Source organism: Pseudomonas sp. V88_4, from assembly GCF_029967985.1.
Classification (GTDB): domain Bacteria; phylum Pseudomonadota; class Gammaproteobacteria; order Pseudomonadales; family Pseudomonadaceae; genus Aquipseudomonas; species Aquipseudomonas glycinae.
Map to the genome: position 1 here is coordinate 157,377 of NZ_JASCAF010000043.1, position 16,601 is coordinate 173,977.

Genomic DNA, 16,601 nt, shown 5'->3' on the forward strand with positions numbered 1-16,601 from the left:
CGCTCCTGTCAGCGTGCCGCCAGCACGGTGCCACGGCATTCGCCGAAACCGATCGAGGCAAAACCTTCGCGGGCGCAGCGGGCGCGCAGGATGATTTCGTCGCCGTCCTCAAGGAATTTGCGCACTTCGCCGGAAGCCAGTTCGATCGGCTTTTTGCCGCCCTCTGTGATTTCCAGCAGGCTGCCGAACTGACCGTTTTCCGGCCCGGACAAGGTGCCCGAACCGAACAGGTCACCGGCCTGCAACTGGCAACCGTTGACGCTGTGGTGCGCAACCATTTGCGCAACGGTCCAGTACATGTAGCGGGTGTTGCTCAGGGTCAGGCGATGGGCCGGCAGGTTCTGCTCGCGCATTTTCTCGGTAAGCAGCAGCACTTCCAGCTCGATGTCGAAACCACCACCCTCCTGATCGCGCTTGTCGAGCAGGTACGGCAGCGGCTGCGGATCGCCCTGCGGACGCGCCGGTTGCGCGATGCGGAACGGCGCCAGCGCTTCGGCGGTCACCACCCATGGCGAAACGCTGGTGATAAAGCTCTTGGACAGGAACGGGCCGAGCGGCTGGTATTCCCAGGCCTGGATGTCACGGGCCGACCAGTCGTTGAGCAGGCAGAAACCGGCGATGTGTTCAGCGGCGTCACCGATGGCGATCGGCTCGCCCATCTCGTTGCCCTGACCGATCCAGATCCCCAGTTCCAGCTCATAGTCCAGCCGTGCGCACGGGCCGAAGGTCGGCTCGCTTGCACCGGCCGGCAGGGTCTGGCCTTTCGGACGGCGCACGTCGGCACCGGAAGCGCGCACAGTGGACGCGCGACCGTGGTAGCCGATCGGCACGTGTTTGTAGTTCGGCAGCAACGGGTTGTCCGGACGGAACAGTTTGCCGACGTTCTGCGCGTGTTCGATGCCGACGTAGAAGTCCGTGTAGTCACTGATGCGCGCCGGCAGGTGCAACTGGCAATCGGCGGCCAGTGGCAGCAGTTTTGCGCCTTGGGCTTCAATGTTGCCGCGGTGAGTGCTGCCTTCGCTGAACAGTTCCAGCAGACGTTCACGCAAGGCAACACGAGCGTTGCGGCCGAGTTCGAAGAAGGCGTTCAACTGACCGCCGTGCATGGCTTCGACTGCACTGCGCGCGGCGCCGTCGAACAGACCGGACTCCAACGCCACTTGCAGATCGAAGATGTGTTCGCCAATCGCCACGCCGGCGCGCGGTGCCGAGCCGTTGGTGCTGAACACGCCCAGCGGCAGGTTCTGCAAAGGAAAATCCGCGTGGCCGTTGGCCGAAGCGACCCAACTGCGGGTGATGGAATTCTGCGTCATGGGTTATCTCCGGGTCGGGTCGAACGTGGCGGGCAGCGTGGCCCAGCAAGCGTCGTAAGTGGATTGCAGTTGCGGGCAGTCGAGGGCGAAGCGGCTTGGGCGCAGCACCTGGCTGGTCTCGAACATGAAGGCCATGGTGTTGTCGATCTTCGCCGGTTTGAGGTCCGCGTTGATGGCTTTGGTGCAGGTCTCGCCGTCCGGGCCGTGGGCGCTCATGCAGCTGTGCAGGGACGCGCCGCCGGGCACGAAACCTTCGGCCTTGGCGTCGTATTCGCCCTGGATCAGGCCCATGAATTCATTCATCAGGTTGCGGTGGAACCACGGCGGACGGAAGGTGTTCTCGGCCACCATCCAGCGCGGCGGGAAGATCACGAAATCGAGGTTGGCCAGACCGTGGACGCTGGTCGGCGAGGTCAGCACGGTGAAGATCGACGGGTCCGGGTGGTCGAAACTGACGGTGCCGATGGTGTTGAAGCGGCGCAGGTCATATTTGTACGGCACGTTGTTGCCATGCCAGGCGACCACGTTCAGCGGCGAGTGATTGAGTTCGGTGCCCCACAACTGGCCGAGGAATTTCTGCACCAGGGTGGTCGGTTGTTGCAGGTTTTCGTAGGCGGCGACCGGGGTCAGGAAGTCCCGTGGATTGGCCAGGCCGTTGCTGCCGATCGGCCCCAGGTCCGGCAGGCGCAGGGGTGCGCCATGGTTCTCGGCGACGTAGCCGCGTGCCTGCGGGTCGAGCAGTTCGACCCGGAATTTCAGGCCCCGTGGCAGCACGGCGATTTCCAGCGGCGCCACTTCCAGCACACCCAGTTCGGTGGCAATACGCAAACGCCCCAGTTGCGGCACCAGCAGCAGTTCGCCGTCGGCGTTGAAGAAAACGCGCTCCATCGAACGGTTGGCGCCATAGTGATAGATGCTGATGCCGGCCGGTTTTTCGGCGGAGGAGTTGGCCGCCATGCTGACCAGACCGTCGACGAAATCGGTCGGTTCGGTCGGGAGGTCCAGCGGGTTCCAGCGCAAGCGATTGGGGGTCACTTCACCCAACAGGCCGCCCGCCAGTTGCCGCTCCAGTTTGACGAACGCCGGGTGATTGGCCGACGGCTGGATCCGGTACATCCACGTACGCCGCGCTTCACTGCGGGTCATGGTGAACGCGGTGCCGGAGAACAGTTCGGTGTACAGCCCGTACGGGGCTTTCTGCGGGGAGTTCTGGCCTACGGGCAGTGCGCCGGGCAACGCTTCGGAGCTGAATTCGTTGCCGAAACCGGACTGGTAAGCCAGGGCTGAATCGAGGTTCATGGAGCCTCCTGAACAGGGCGTCGGCATGGCCCGACGCTCTGGATCAGAGGTCTTGGCACGCCGGGGTTATTTTTATCGTAATTCAATTACGCATAACGTAATTTGCTCGCTATCCAGCGTCAAGCTATAAAGACGCCCATTCGTTCCGGGACACGGCAGCACCATGGAAAAAACCAGCGACAGCAACGGCAAACAGAAAGTCCGCTCCGCCGAAGTCGGCACCGACATCCTCAAGGCCCTGGCCGAGTTGTCGCCGTCCACTTCGCTGTCGCGTCTGGCCGAACACGTGCAGATGCCGGCGAGCAAGGTGCACCGTTATCTGCAGGCGTTGATCGCCAGCGGTTTCGCCGAACAGAACACCGCCACCAACCATTACGGCCTCGGCCGCGAAGCGCTGCGCGTGGGCCTGGCCGCACTCAACAGTATGGACGTGCTGAAAGTCGCCGCCCTGCCGTTGGCCGAGTTGCGCGACGAACTCAACGAAACCTGTTTCCTCGCGGTGTGGGGCAATCAGGGCGCGACCGTGGTGCACATCGAGCCGGCGGTGCGTGCGGTGACGGTAGTGACGCAACTGGGCTCGGTATTGCCGTTGCTCAGTTCCTCCACCGGCCTGGTCTTCGGCGCGTACCTGCCGCAGCGGGAAACCGAGGAATTGCGTGAACAGGAAATCGCCGTCGGCGGCCATCCGCTGGCGGACGAAAAAGCTTATGCGGCGTTGTGCGAACAGATCCGCGCACGCGGTCTGCATCATGTCCACGGCTTGCTGATGCCCGGCGTCGATGCCCTGTCGGCCCCGGTGTTCAACGCCCTCGGACAGGTCGCTGCGGTATTGACCATCGTCGGCCCGACCTCGCTGTTCCACGCCGACGAAAACGGCCCGGCGGCGCAGCGATTGCTGGCGGCGACGCGGGCCGTGAGTTGGCGGATGGGGTTTCAGCCAGCGTGAATGTTCATCGGCATAAACCGAGCATTCTCGCCCGCGCTACGGCGTGAGTCCTGCGCTCGACACCCAGTTTTGCGTGAATACGCCGGACATGCGTTTTGACCGTGTGCAACGAGATGAACAACGTGTCCGCAATTTGCTGATTGGAGCTTCCAGACGCAATCAATCCAAGCACCTGCGACTCTCGCAAACTCAGTGAACCTTCGTTGTCCCCGTCATCAGCGAGTGAAGCGGCAAGCGTTGAACCGGGCCATAGGTTCAGCGCCTTCTGATCAAACTTCATCGACAAACGCTGCAAGTTGAAATGATCGGCCAACGTTCGTCCGTTGTCGAAGTAGCCCCGGGCAGACTCCAGATCATCGAGCTTCCAGGCCACCTCGCTCATGACCAACAGCAACTCGGCTTCAAGCACGACCATCCGATTGGCATGAGCGTGCTCGAGCAAACGCTGCAGATGCGTCATCGGTTGCTGTGTCTGACCCAATCGCATCTCGGCCAGAATCAGCAAACACTCGATGCGCGGAATCAGCTCCAATGTCGCCGGCGGCGCCTGCCGTGCGCATGGGCCGCGATAGTGCCTGAGCACACGGCTCAGCGCCTCGCGAGCCAGTTCGGGTCGTCCTTGCTGCAACCAGAACTCACTGCTGACCTGCAACAGAACACCGCGATAAACCGTATCCGGAATCTGCCGCTGTTGCATCAAGCGTTCGGCATCCCGCAGGCGCATGAATGCCTGAGAATAATCACCCTGATCGGCGGCCAGTTGCGCCTGACCGAGAAAGCCATAAAGCACTCGCTTGTCAAAGCTGCGCAGGCAGTCGTCGAGCCCTTGCTGGAAGAATTCAGCCGCCCGGCCTTGTTGCCCCATACTCAATGCCAGCCGCCCGCGCCGCAGGGCGATACGCCCCAGCAACGGCGTCGGTCGCTCGACGGAGGACGCGAGCATTTCGCAAAGATTGGCCAGCAACTCTTCGGCGCGAGCCGACACGCCCCGTTGCTCCAGCAGTTGGGCGTGATCAAGTTCCAGCAACGCTTCGAACAGCAATGAACCCTCAGCCCGGGCCAGGCACAGCGCTTCACGATTGATCGAATGAGCGATGTCCAGCTCACCGCATAACAACGCCTGCTGAGTGCGGCCCGACAAACACAGCAGGCGCGCCGTCCAGGCCTGCGGCGACAGCTCGTTCAAGGCTTGCTCGAAATGCTCGCGCGCCTCGTCCATGTGCCCTTGCAAATGCAGCAGCCAGCCTTGCTGAGCCTGCCAGCGGGCGATCAGTTGCCGTTGCTGTTCCGCCGACCGGGGCGGTAGAAAACGCGCCAGTTGCCCGATGCAATCCGCCGCTTGAGCAAAGCGTCCGGCAAACAACAGCGCTGCCGTGATCAGGCCGACCAGTTGCGCCGACCCCAGCAGCAGCTCCTCGCCGTGCTGCTCGTAGAGACGCAACAACAGCACGACCGTCTGCTCCTCGAACAAATGCTCGAAGCTGAAGTGTTGCAGCAGACTGACCGCGACTTCGTACTCTTCAGCCAGCAACGCCTGTTCGAAGGCGCATTTCCAATGCTGTCCGGCGGCAAACCACTGACAGGCCCGGCGATGCCAGGAACGTCCAGCCGACCAGGGTTCACCACGCATCAAACGCGACAGCGGAGCGCACACCTGCAACCAGTCCGGCGACCCTTGCCAGGGTTCGATAAAACACCCGAGGGTTTGCAGCGTGCGCATCCACTGCGCCCCTTCGCCGGCACCGAACAAGTGATCGCACAGGCTGGCGTTGAACCGCGGCAAATGCGCCAACACCCGCCAGGCCTCGGCCAGCTCCGGGCTCAAACCATTGAACAGTTCGTGTTGCAGGTAGTCCAGCAAGGTGTCCATGCGTTGCTGCGGCAAGGTCTTTTGCAACCAGTCGCATTTTTGCATCAACAGTATCCGCACCCCGGCGCACCACCCCCCGCTGCGCTGGAGGATCCGCCCGGCCACGTCGTCGACCCGGGCTGGCGGCAGGTGCCGCAACAGTTGCGCGATCTCGCCGCGACTCAACGCCAGCGCCGCGCTTTCACACTCGTACAAGGCGTCATCGAGCAGCAGGCGCGGCCAGTTGCATTGCGGGCGTCGACGGGTGCCGATCCACCAGGTGACGGCGGGACTGGCGAGCGCCAGCATCCGGTCGAGCAGCGCATCCAGTGCAGGCTCTTCAACACGGCAGTAATCGTCGAGAAAAACCCACACCGGTGAGGATCGGCGCGCCAGCTCGTTCAGCAGCGACGACTCATCCGCCGTCGCCCCTCCCAGGGACTGCGCCAGCCGCTCGCAAAATGCCGCGACACTCATTGACAGACCTGCCAGCGGCAGCCAGCACACCGTACATTCGGCGGGCGCCTGCAACAGGCATTCGCTCAAGAGCGTGCTCTTGCCGCTGCCGGCCGGTGCGCAGATCAGCCTGACCCGTGCCGAAGACTCAAGCAATGATGCCGTCAGACGTGGACGCGGAAGATGATGAGCTGAAAGTCTGGGCAGGAATCCCGGACGATCCGGAGCGTGAGTCATGGCGGTCATCGGGTACGCCTTCTTATCGTTGTACGCTCACCCTAGCCCTGTCACCGACGCTTGTTGACGAGTATTCAGTACGCTGATTGGCAGCCATAAAAAAGGCGACCGTGCGGTCGCCTTTTCCCGAGTCTGTGTATCGAAACCCTTACCGAACGCCCTCCGAGCGCAGGGCTGACGGAGTGTAATCGGCGGCTTTGGCTTCAAAGCCGAATTCGAAGCTGTGCTTCTCTTCGTTCTTCATCCCCAGGGCAATGTACCGGCCGGCGATGATGTCGTAGAGCGCTTCGAGGGTGTAGGCCTGGGTCTGGTGATCGTAGTAGTACTGAGCATGGCCCTCGGCCACTCGCCACAGCTGTCCACGACCGTCGTAGTGATCGGCCAGCGCCACCTGCCAGCTGTCCTCGTCGATGTACATGTGCCGTTTGGCGTAGATGTGCCGCTCGTTCGGTTTGACTGTGCCGACCACTTCCCAGACCCGGTGCAGTTCATAGCGCGTCAGGTCCTGGTTGATGTGCCCGGCCTTGACGATGTCGTCGTACTTGAGGCTCGGCGAGTCGAGCTTGTAGCTGTTGTACGGAATGTACATTTCCTTCTTGCCGATCAGTTTCCAGTCGTAGCGATCCGGTGCGCCGGAGAACATGTCGAAGTTGTCGGAGGTGCGCAGGCCGTCGGCAGCGGTGCCCGGCCCGTCATAGGCAACCTGCGGCGCACGGCGCACCCGGCGCTGGCCAGCGTTGTAGATCCACGCCAGTCGCGGCTCTTTCACCTGATCGAGGGTCTCGTGCACCAGCAGCACGTTGCCGGCCAGACGCGCGGGGGCTGTTACCGACTGTTTGAAAAAGGTCAGGACGTTGGCGGCCTTTTCCGGATCGAGATCCTTCATCAGTTGCGGCACCGCGATCTCTTCTTCGAAGCGGATCGGCGTGTAGCTGCCGTTGGTCTGCGGGGTCACCTGAGTGATGATCCGTCGCAGATTGCCGCCGTGATAGCGGGTGATGTGATTCCACAGAACCTCAACGCCATTCTTCGGAATCGGGAAGGCGTAGTAGCGATTGCCGGTGAAATTGGCCAGACCGTTGCCGTCGTTGATCGTGGTGACGTTGAGCGCACTGCGCTTGGCCGACTCGTAGATTTCCGGCGGCACGGCCACGGTGCGATGGGTCGGGTAGACCGGGATCTTGTAGGTTTCGGGGTAGCGCTTGAACATCGCCACCTGACCGTCGGACAGCTTGTCCTTGTACTTGTCGACGTTGGCGGGGGTGATGGTGAACAGCGGTTTTTCGCTGGCGAACGGGTCAGCCAGAAAGCCTTTGCTGTCGACCGCCCCGGCGTTTTTCGGGATACCGCCGGTCCAGGCCGGAATCGACCCGTCGGCATTGCCGGCCTTCTCGGCCCCCAGCGGTGTCAGGCTGGTGCCGAGTTTGTTGGCTTCGTCCGGCGACACCGCCGCGATCACGTTGGCGGCCAGCAGGCTCAGGGCCAGGACACCGCATTGCAGAATCATCTTGCGCATTGCACTCATCCTTCTCGGGCAGATCAGAAGTTCACACCGAAGCTCAGGGCCACGAAGTCACGGTCTTCAAGGGTGTTGTAGTCACCGCCGAAAAAATCGGTGTAACTCAGGCTCGCGGTATAGGTGTTGCGATAGTCGGCATCGACCCCGACGCTGACAGCCTTGGCGCCTTCGTTGAACAGACCGTTGGGGCCATAACCGGCGACATCGTGGGACCAGGACAGGTTGGGCTTGAGGTTGATCCCGCCGATCACGTTGGCGTAATCGAGGATCGCCCGGGCGCGATAGCCCCAGGAGGTGGAGGTGACAAAACCGTCGGTGTCACCGCCGAAACCGTACTGGCCATAGACCGAATCGCGGCCGTAACGCAGCTTGCTGCGCGACTCCAGGCCGCCAACCCGCACCACCGCCGCTTCGCCGACCAGGGTCAGGCGCTGCGCCCCCCAGACCTGATCGATAAAGTGCGTCAGCGTGCTCTGGATCTGCGTCACTTCCTTGCGCCGGTAGCCCTTGTTATCGGCACCGGGCGAGGTGACCAGCGGCGATGCAGCACCGCCGGCAATCGGATTGAGCAGCGCCAGAGTCAAATCGTTGGTGTTGACCTGCACCGGCGCGTTAGGGCGATAGCTGATCTCGCCGGTCCAGGCGGTGCCGGTTGGCAATGTGGTGGAGAAACTTGCACCGTACAGACGGATGTCTTCCGGGTACTCGAGGTAGTACTGACCGCGCCCGAGCATCACGCTTTGCGCCAGTCCCGAACCGCTGCCGGGGGCCAGACGGTTGGCGATCCCGACCATGCCCGGCAGCGCCGCGAGGGTCGACAGGCCAGCGGTGCTGGTGCCAACCGTCGGCGTGCGGCTGTGGTAGTTCATGAAGTAGAGGCCGTACTCGGTGTCATCGCCGAGCCAGCGCAGTGCCGTACCCCATTGTCCGGAATCCCGCGCATCGCGGTCGCCGCCACGGGGCACGATCACACCTTCGCGGGTGACCTGGATCGGCTGACCGAAGGCTGCCGTCAGCGGCGCCAACGGAGCGATCGCCGGGCTGCCGACGGTGTAGCCGTTGTTGCAACCGTCCGCCGCCACGTCGACACCGAAGAAGGTGCCGCAGTTGTCGAGAACGGTCTGATCCCATTCCAGTTGATAGAAGCCCTCGACCGTCAGTTGATCGGTGAGCCCCTGGGAGGCGAACAACATGTTCACCGGAATCAGCCCCTCCTTGATCTCCGCACCCGGCCGGCGAAAGGCCGAGACGTCGATCGGGTTGATGCTGTTGATCGAGTTGCCGATGAAGGTACTTTCGCCCCAGCTCACCACCTGTTTGCCGGCGCGAACCGTGCCCGGCAGATCGGCGATGGAATAGTTGTGATAGACGAACGCATCGAGAATCTGCGCGCCCGAAGACTTCGCGCCCTCCTTGCGGCCCTTGTCGCTGATCGGTTTGAACTCGCGGTCTTCGTCCTTGAGTTCGAAGTCGTACCAGTACTTGCCGCGCACGAACACACCGGTGTCGCCGTACTTCAGTTCGAGGTCATGGATGCCTTTGAATATCTTGGAAAAGGTCTCGCCCTTCTTGAAGTTCAAACGCCCGTCATCACCGGTGGAAGACTGGCCCGTCCCGCCGTTGACCGTACCGACCAGCGACTTGTCGGCATCGCGCATGCCCCAACTCGCACCGACCGACAGCGACGAGTCGAACGTGCCTTCGATTTCCCCGATATTGAAAGCGACCGCGTGCGCCTGGGCACAGCAACCCAAAGCCACCGCAGCGGCAAGCGCCTGCGGAGTGAAGATGGCGCGCATTGTTGTTTTTGTCATGCGTCTTCCCCGGTGAGTGACAGAAGGCCCCACCCTACTGCCGCGCCACGTTGAGGATAAGCGCACCAAGGAGGTATTCATGCTGTCGCTCGAAAGGATGAATACCCGCCTGCGACAAGGCTTCGCGAGCGCCATGAACAGGCTGGATGCACCACCATCAACGCAACGGATAGTGACGAAGCGGTGCACCGCACTGTTACATGCTCCGTAACAGTGCATGTCCGGAATCGCTATTTTTCCCCGAGGGGCCAGCCCTTATTCTGAGCGGGCTTTCACGGCAGACCGCCGGAAAGCACGAATCCCGCGACCGAGTCGTCGGCAATGATTTCTGATGGAGCGAAGCGTTTTTCGGTCCATCGCCCGGTGTTCACTGACGTTGATTTGTAGCTCCTTGATCCAACGTCTTACCTTGGCCGCTGCGTTTGCAGCGGCCTTTTTTATGGGCGATCGAAAGTTGCTGAATGCCCGTGCCCTGCATTTTTAAACTTCCTGAAATCAGACGTTTCCCAAGTTCGCATAGGACGTTTCTCTCAGGCTGAATAGCTTAAATAAGAGTTCTCTCATTGAAGAGAAACTTCACTCACATCCCTATGTAATGACTTACACCCATCTCAGACTCGCGTCCGCCATTTCCAATGTAACTTTAAATGGCGAAACGTAGACTCCATGCCCCCCCGTTTAAATTCAGAACAAGCACATTCAAAAGGATATGAATATGCAAAAGCCCCCGACATGGGAGTTGACCGAAGCCGTCCACACGACAGCCGTAGCGCCGTTGCACATCCCGGTTGCCTCGGCGACCGGTGCCACCCTTCCGCCCAGTGGCATGTTTGGCCCGCACGATTTCGGCCCGCAAAACATCGTCATCATCAACTCGAACACGATCGACGCCACCAAAAGATCCTACGCCCAGGAATATCAATCCCGTGCCAGCCAGCTGGCTCAGACCCTCGAACATGAATTGGCCACCACCCGACTGGAAGGCTCCACCCATCCGTTGCCACCGGCCGAAGCAATCATTCGGGAGCTGGGCGTTCGCAACACTCTGATACTCAGGAAGTCCGCCGAGCTGCATCAGAAAACGGCGTTGGCCAACCTGTTTTATGGCGGTGACCCGTTCAATCGAAGCCTGCTTGATTTCTACCGGAAAGCTTCGACGATGGAAGCGCGAGTCATGCCCGGCGGACTGGCCATGCAGGCCTGGACGGCGTCGTACAGAGCCGCCCACGACGCGAGGCTGCTTGCGCAATCGATCCAGATGCTCAACCAGCAGCATGTGAATGTGCTCAATTGGCTGGCCTCGGTGCAGGCCAGCGATCAGGCACGCATCGCTGCGCAACAGGAGGCGCAAAGGGCCGCTGCCGAACTGGCGCGCATCAATGAACAGGCACGACTCGCAGCACTGGCAGAAACTGCGCGTCGGCAAAAAGAGCAGCAGGAAATCCAAGCCCGTGAGCAAGCGCGCCTGACTGCGCTGGCTGAAGCGCAACGGCTGGCAGCCGAGCAGGCACAAATCGCCGCCCAAGCCGCCGCGCAGCAGATTGCTGCCGAGCAGGCACGCCAGCAAGCGCAAGCCGATATCCAGCGCCGAAATGAAGAGCGCCTCCAGCTGGCTGAAAAAACCCGTCAGGAAAAACAGCAGAAGGCGTTGCGAAAAGCACAAAAAAGACAGCGCAAAAAAGCACGCAAGATCGCCAGGGAGCAGGCGCAACGGCAAGCCGAAAACGCCAAAACCGGACAACCTCCGATCTTTGCCAATGCCGGTTCAATGGCCTCTTTGGGTCCCACCTTTACCGGCCCGCTCGGCGTTTTTGGCAACAACCTGGCAACAACTCTGGCGCTCAGGACATCGCTTCAAACCGCGGTGTCCCTGGCGCTGACCGCTATCTCCACCGCTGCCGCACCGCTGATCGTCGGGTTCGCGGCGTTGCTCGCCCCTTCAAGACTGGGGAACAGCGACCTGTATTCGGCCAGCGTTCCGTTGTCAGACCTCGTACCGGATCTGAACGCAGATCTTCAACACTTGGCGGCCGTCGGTGGAACAGTCGATCTGCCGGTCAGGCTGGGCTCGTCGACGATGGGCGACAAAGTCGAATTCGCCGTAGTCACGACGGACGGAGTGACAGTCCCCGCCCATGTTCCCGTGAGAGCCGCTCGCTTCGACGCCAGTAAAAACGTCTTCGTTTCCACCGCCAGCGACACCAGCGGTCCCACGCTGACCTGGACGCCGTTGGTACAGCCACAAGATACCTCGACCAACCTGCCGCTGGCCGATAACGATCCACCGGTCTACGACGGTGCTGAAGTTGTTCCAGACGAGGGACGAATCGATCCGTTTCCCGAGCTGGATCGGTATGGGTTTGGCGGGTTTATCACGGTCTTTCCGATTGAGTCCGGATTGCCGCCGCTGCTTGTGGTGTTCAGCAGTCCCTACGATGGCGCTTTCTTAAGAGGCAAATACAGTGGACGTGTTTTCAATCCGAACAAATCGGGCGGGCCCATACTTGATCTGGACTGGCAAAGTGCGGTCATAAATCGCGCCGGAATCGATGCAGTGAAGCTGCATATCGCACGCCTCGATCAATCAGATGCCAATGACGTTATGATCCAGCGATTAGAAGAAATTCTCAGCGGACGGCTGGCATCCACGGATACGGATCTACGCTATTACACTCATGAGATCAGGGAGCTTGAACGGTTTCGAGCGCTGGGCTTAAGTGATGTATTCCGACCTGACAAAGAATCTCCAATGTGGAACAACGCGCACACTGCAACATTGGAGGATTTCAAGCTGGAAGATAATGAGGCCTTGCTCTACACGAAGGACGCGATAGAGGCCGCAGATAAACAAGACGAAGTATTTTTCAAAAACTTGTTAAAAGGAGGCAAACAGTGAGCATCGTCGAACAGATCGTCAAAAATGAAACGGTAGAAGATGTGCTGACTGTTTTCGCACTTGGCTCCGCCATTCCCTCGTTAGACAGGATGTTTGGCCGCTATCGATATGAAGTCATACGGAACGGTGAGCTTTTGAAAACCTATGCGAGGCTTTTTGAGGAGGGTGTGCTCGCCTACGGTGATGGACCAATAGCGATCAAAGGCCCGAACTGGTCCCCACCAAAATTCATGATCGAAAACAGATACACCTGATCGGCAAGTCGGCCACCAGGCTCTCACCTGGTGGCCACTTCGGGTTACAACGAATACTTCTGCAGATTCCCCATCATTTCCTTCAGCGCCTCGATGTTGTCCTTCGGATGCGCCGCGCCTTCGAAATCACAGATCTGCTGCCAGTGCGCCGCGACGTCTTCCGGGGAAAACCCGACGCGCGGATCGAAGCCGGCGCCCAGGCTGCGCTCCCAGCGCACCTTGCCCATCCAGCCGCCGCCGACTTCGAACAGGCCCGAGGTTTCCTGGCACTGTTCACTGGCCAGGTACACCACCAGCGGGCTGACCAGTTCAGGCTTGAGTTGTTCGAACACCTGCGGCGGAATCAGGCCTTCGGTCATGCGGGTGCCGCCGGTGGGGGCGATGGCGTTGACCAGGATGTTGTTCTTGCGACCTTCGATGGCCAGGGTGCGGGTCAGGCCGTAGAGACCGAGTTTGGCCATGCCGTAGTTGGACTGGCCGAAGTTGCCGTAGATGCCCGAGGTCGAAGCGGTGAAGATCACCCGGCCGTAGTTCTGCTCGCGCAGATGGGGCCAGGCGGCGCGGGTCACTTTATAGGCGCCTTCGACGTGGACCCGATAGACCAGATCCCAGTCGGCGTCTTCCATTTTATGGAAGGTCTTGTCGCGCAGGATCCCGGCGTTGTTGACCACGACATCGACGCGACCGAACACATCAAGCGCGTTCTGTACCAGTTTGTCGCCGTCGGTAACCGAATCGTGGTTGGCTTCGGCGATGCCGCCGGCCTCGCGGATTTCCGCCACCACGCGGTCGGCGGCCGAAGCATTGGCGCCTTCGCCCTGAGTCGAGCCGCCGAGGTCGTTGACCAGCACTTTGGCGCCCTGTTTGGCGAACAGCAAAGCGTGAGCGCGTCCCAGGCCACCACCGGCTCCGGTGACGATCACGACTTTATCTTCGAAACGCACAGACTCATTCATCGGGGCAACTCCAGCAGACCTGAGGACAGTGTTTGCGAGTGTCAGGCACAGAGCGTACGGTCACAACGAAAACGGCTGAGGCTGAATGGTGCGCGATAAGGCTGAAGGATGATGAAAACGTGCCGAGGCGCCAGGCGCCTGCGGCACGAACTCAGGAACACGCCACCTTGCGCGGCGGCAGCACGAAGTGATCACGAAATTCGAGGTAGTGCCTGAGCACCTGCACCGGCGCTTCTATTTGCGGGTAGTGACCGATGCCCGGCAACGGCACGGTGTCGGCGTCGGGGATCAGCGCACGATAGCGCTCGACCATGTGCGCCCCGGAAATCGGATCGACTTCGCCATCGATCACCCGCAACGGCACTTCGCCGCGCTGCATCGCCGCGACCCAGCGATCACGTTGAACCCGACGTTCGGGAATGTAGTGAATCAGCTTGTGCATGACCCGTTGCCCGCGATTGCATTCGATCAGGCTCCAGAAATCATCCATCTCGCTTTCACTGGGCCGGGTGTCCGGGCCGAAAATCTGCTGGAAACTTTTCACCAGCGCATCGCGGGTGAATGCCCGGCCGATCATCCAGCCCAAAGGGCTTAGCAGCAGCTTTTGCGCCAGCAGCGGCCGATGGGTTTCCGGGAACAGACCACCGTTGAGGAATACGCAACTGACGACCTCGATCCGATCTTCGTAATGCCGGGCCAGCAGTTCCTGGGCAACACTGTCGCCGTAGTCGTGGGCCAGAATGTGCACCGGTTGTTCGACCTGCAGATGCGCCAGCAAGGCCTGTTGCAGATCGGCCTGCTCCAGCAGGCTGTAGGTGTGATTCAGCGGTTTGGCCGAGTCGCCAAAGCCGAGCATGTCGCAGGCAATCACCCGGTAGCGCTGGGACAGCGGCTGCCACAGGTAATGCCAGTCCCAGCTGGCCGTCGGAAAGCCATGGATCAGCAGCAACGGTTCGCCCTGCCCGGCCGTCCAGTAGCGGATCGGCTGACCACGAAAGACAAACGTCTGGCTGCGCTTGCGCCAGACACTCAGAGGGATCTCGGCGAGAGGCATTAGAGTCTGTACCCCGGGTCTTGTTTATCGAGTTTGCGCAGCAGCGCCGGCCAGGCCAGCGCGCCGCCCATGCCTTGAGCACTTTTGGTGACGCCGGCAATCATTGCCTTGGCACCCGCCAGTATCTGCGGTTCGATGGCGATCAGTTCGGCCCCGCCGGTCTGTGCCATGACCTGTATGTCGCAGGCACGCTGGAAGGTGAACATCATCAGGAACGTGTCGGCGATGGTGCCGCCACAGGTCAGCAGACCGTGGTTGTGCAGCATCAGGAAATTGTTGTCACCCAGGTCCGCCTGCAACCGCGCTTTCTCTTCATGATTCAGGGCCACCCCTTCATAGGCGTGAAAGGCCAGGCTCGACAGCACGAACAGCGATTGCTGACTGATCGGCAGCACGCCCTGCTTCTGCGCCGACACCGCGACACCCGAAGCGGTGTGGGTGTGCAGCACGCAGGCCACGTCGTGCCGCACTTCGTGCACGGCGCTGTGGATGGTGTAGCCGGCGGGATTAATCTCGTAGGGGCTGTCCATGAGTTTGTTGCCGGCCTGGTCGACCTTCACCAGACTGGACGCGGTGATCTCATGGAACATCAGGCCGAACGGGTTGATCAGGAAATCTTCGGTGCCGGGCACCTTGGCGGAAATGTGGGTGAAGATCAGATCGTCCCAGCCATGCAGCGCGACCAGACGATAACAGGCGGCCAGATCGACCCGGGTCTGCCATTCCGCGGCACTGACCTGATCTTTGACATTCACGGATGAAGGGACGGGGGCTACGCTCACTGTATGCACCTCTGCGTTCTTATTGTTTTTGCGTGTGTCAGCAGTCTAGTCAGCCCCGGATGATCGCGTAGTTGCATTGGCAGCCAGCTTGATGACTGAGCGAGTCAGCGACGCAAACCGCTTGGATCCACGTCATAGCAACGACGCCAACAAAGGGGCAGCGAACAGATTGAGCAGCCCCGTCAGCACCATCACCAACCCTGCCACCGAACCTTCTTCGCCGCCCACTTCATGGGCCCGGCTGACCCCGGCACCGTGCGCACCGACGCCGAACAATGCACCGCGCGCCAGGGCGCTGCGCAACGGCAGCCACTTGAGCAGCACACCACCGAGCATCGCGCCGAACACACCGGTGAACATCACGAACACCGCTGTCAGCTCAGGCACGCCACCCAGGTCCTGCGCCAGCGGCATGGCGAACGGCGTGGTGATCGAGCGCGGTACCAGCGACAGCGTCACCGAACTGTCCAGCGCCAGCGCTTTCGCGAGGCCGAACGAGGTGGCGATCGACGCCGCACTGCCAGCCAACATGCCCAGCAGCAACGCTGACCAATGCCGCACCAGCAAACGCCGCTGTTGCCAGATCGGCACCGCGAAAGCCACGGTGACCGGGCCAAGCACCAGCATCAGCCAATGGGTGTTGCTCGCGTATTCGGCGTAAGCGGTGTGCAGCGGTACGGCAAGCGCCAGCAGCAACGCGGGTACCAGAATCAGTGGCGACAGCACGTAACGCCCGGTCCGGCGATACAGCCAGCGACTGAACAGGTAGGCCAGCAACGTGAACGCCAGCCAGAACATCGGCATCAGCTCACGCTTCATGGGACCGCCTCAGGCGCACGGCCATTTCCACGGTGAACGCGGTCACCAGCATCACCATCAACGTACTGGCGGCGATCACCAGCAGAATCCGCCAGCCGTCGTCACGCAACAACACGCCGTAATCCAGCAGGCTCATCAGCGCGGGAATAAAGAACAGCAGCATCTCGGCCATCAACAAGCCGGCGCCCATTTGCAGCGCCGCCGGTTTGATCCAGCCGAACGCAAAACCCAGCAGCAACAGCGCCATACCGATCACACCGCCGGGGATCGGCCAGGTCAGCCACGCGGCGATCTGGCAGCCGAGCAGGTAGAGAGCGAGTAGCACGGCCAGTTCGGCCAACAGGCGAGAGAAGTATTTAACGGTCGAGGCTTTCATCGGTGGGCTCCTTTCGGGTGCCTATTTTACG

At 61.1% G+C, this 16,601-nt stretch carries 13 protein-coding genes; 3 read left to right on the forward strand and 10 right to left on the reverse strand.

The annotated features are described in order from the left end of the window. Nucleotides 1–8: 8 nt before the first annotated feature. Nucleotides 9–1,313: a fumarylacetoacetase gene (gene fahA / locus QLG12_RS20070; RefSeq protein WP_282475123.1), complete on the reverse strand. Its 1,305-nt coding sequence runs from the start codon at nucleotides 1,311–1,313 to the stop codon at nucleotides 9–11. 3 nt (nucleotides 1,314–1,316) lie between these two features. After that, a complete protein-coding gene (gene hmgA, locus QLG12_RS20075) occupies nucleotides 1,317–2,612 on the reverse strand; it encodes a homogentisate 1,2-dioxygenase (protein ID WP_282475124.1) in 1,296 nt (431 codons plus the stop codon). A gap of 163 nt (nucleotides 2,613–2,775) precedes the next feature. On the opposite strand from hmgA, the gene QLG12_RS20080 reads away from it, so the two are divergent. Further along, nucleotides 2,776–3,558, forward strand: coding sequence for an IclR family transcriptional regulator (locus QLG12_RS20080; protein WP_197869725.1), 783 nt, complete (start codon nucleotides 2,776–2,778; stop codon nucleotides 3,556–3,558). 4 nt (nucleotides 3,559–3,562) lie between these two features. On the opposite strand, the gene QLG12_RS20085 is transcribed toward QLG12_RS20080, so the two are convergent. The 3 genes from QLG12_RS20085 to QLG12_RS20095 all read right to left on the reverse strand — a co-directional run bounded on the left by QLG12_RS20085 (nucleotide 3,563) and on the right by QLG12_RS20095 (nucleotide 9,433). Next, complete coding sequence (locus tag QLG12_RS20085; RefSeq protein WP_197869724.1) at nucleotides 3,563–6,109, reverse strand: LuxR C-terminal-related transcriptional regulator; 2,547 nt, start codon at nucleotides 6,107–6,109, stop codon at nucleotides 3,563–3,565. A gap of 139 nt (nucleotides 6,110–6,248) precedes the next feature. Further along, nucleotides 6,249–7,616, reverse strand: a complete 1,368-nt coding sequence (locus QLG12_RS20090; protein WP_197869723.1) for a DUF1329 domain-containing protein — start codon at nucleotides 7,614–7,616, stop codon at nucleotides 6,249–6,251. 23 nt (nucleotides 7,617–7,639) lie between these two features. Then, nucleotides 7,640–9,433 (reverse strand): DUF1302 domain-containing protein, encoded by a 1,794-nt coding sequence (locus QLG12_RS20095; RefSeq protein WP_064382498.1) that lies wholly within the window; start codon nucleotides 9,431–9,433, stop codon nucleotides 7,640–7,642. A gap of 715 nt (nucleotides 9,434–10,148) precedes the next feature. On the opposite strand from QLG12_RS20095, the gene QLG12_RS20100 reads away from it, so the two are divergent. Together QLG12_RS20100 and QLG12_RS20105 are read left to right on the forward strand one after the other, a co-directional pair. Then, on the forward strand, nucleotides 10,149–12,329 hold the full coding sequence (locus QLG12_RS20100; protein ID WP_282475125.1) for an S-type pyocin domain-containing protein: 2,181 nt from the start codon (nucleotides 10,149–10,151) through the stop codon (nucleotides 12,327–12,329). Beyond that, the gene (locus QLG12_RS20105) at nucleotides 12,326–12,583 is read left to right on the forward strand and encodes an immunity protein (protein WP_197869721.1); all 258 of its coding nucleotides are present in this window, start codon (nucleotides 12,326–12,328) and stop codon (nucleotides 12,581–12,583) included. Before QLG12_RS20100 ends, QLG12_RS20105 begins: the two co-directional genes overlap by 4 nt. Nucleotides 12,584–12,627: 44 nt before the next feature. Here QLG12_RS20105 and QLG12_RS20110 read toward each other — a convergent pair whose 3' ends face one another. The 5 genes from QLG12_RS20110 to QLG12_RS20130 form a co-directional block, all read right to left on the reverse strand. Continuing rightward, the gene (locus QLG12_RS20110) at nucleotides 12,628–13,539 is read right to left on the reverse strand and encodes an SDR family oxidoreductase (protein ID WP_011332507.1); all 912 of its coding nucleotides are present in this window, start codon (nucleotides 13,537–13,539) and stop codon (nucleotides 12,628–12,630) included. Nucleotides 13,540–13,690: 151 nt separating this feature from the next. Beyond that, entirely contained in the window at nucleotides 13,691–14,593 is a 903-nt protein-coding gene (locus QLG12_RS20115; protein ID WP_282475126.1) for an alpha/beta hydrolase, read from the reverse strand. Beyond that, entirely contained in the window at nucleotides 14,593–15,375 is a 783-nt protein-coding gene (locus QLG12_RS20120) for a class II aldolase/adducin family protein (RefSeq protein ID WP_039769359.1), read from the reverse strand. The genes QLG12_RS20115 and QLG12_RS20120 overlap by 1 nt, the downstream gene beginning before the upstream one ends. A 132-nt stretch (nucleotides 15,376–15,507) precedes the next feature. Beyond that, nucleotides 15,508–16,194, reverse strand: coding sequence for an LrgB family protein (locus tag QLG12_RS20125; protein WP_282475127.1), 687 nt, complete (start codon nucleotides 16,192–16,194; stop codon nucleotides 15,508–15,510). Next, the gene (locus QLG12_RS20130) at nucleotides 16,184–16,570 is read right to left on the reverse strand and encodes a CidA/LrgA family protein (protein ID WP_197869718.1); all 387 of its coding nucleotides are present in this window, start codon (nucleotides 16,568–16,570) and stop codon (nucleotides 16,184–16,186) included. The genes QLG12_RS20125 and QLG12_RS20130 overlap by 11 nt, the downstream gene beginning before the upstream one ends. Nucleotides 16,571–16,601: the final 31 nt, after the last annotated feature.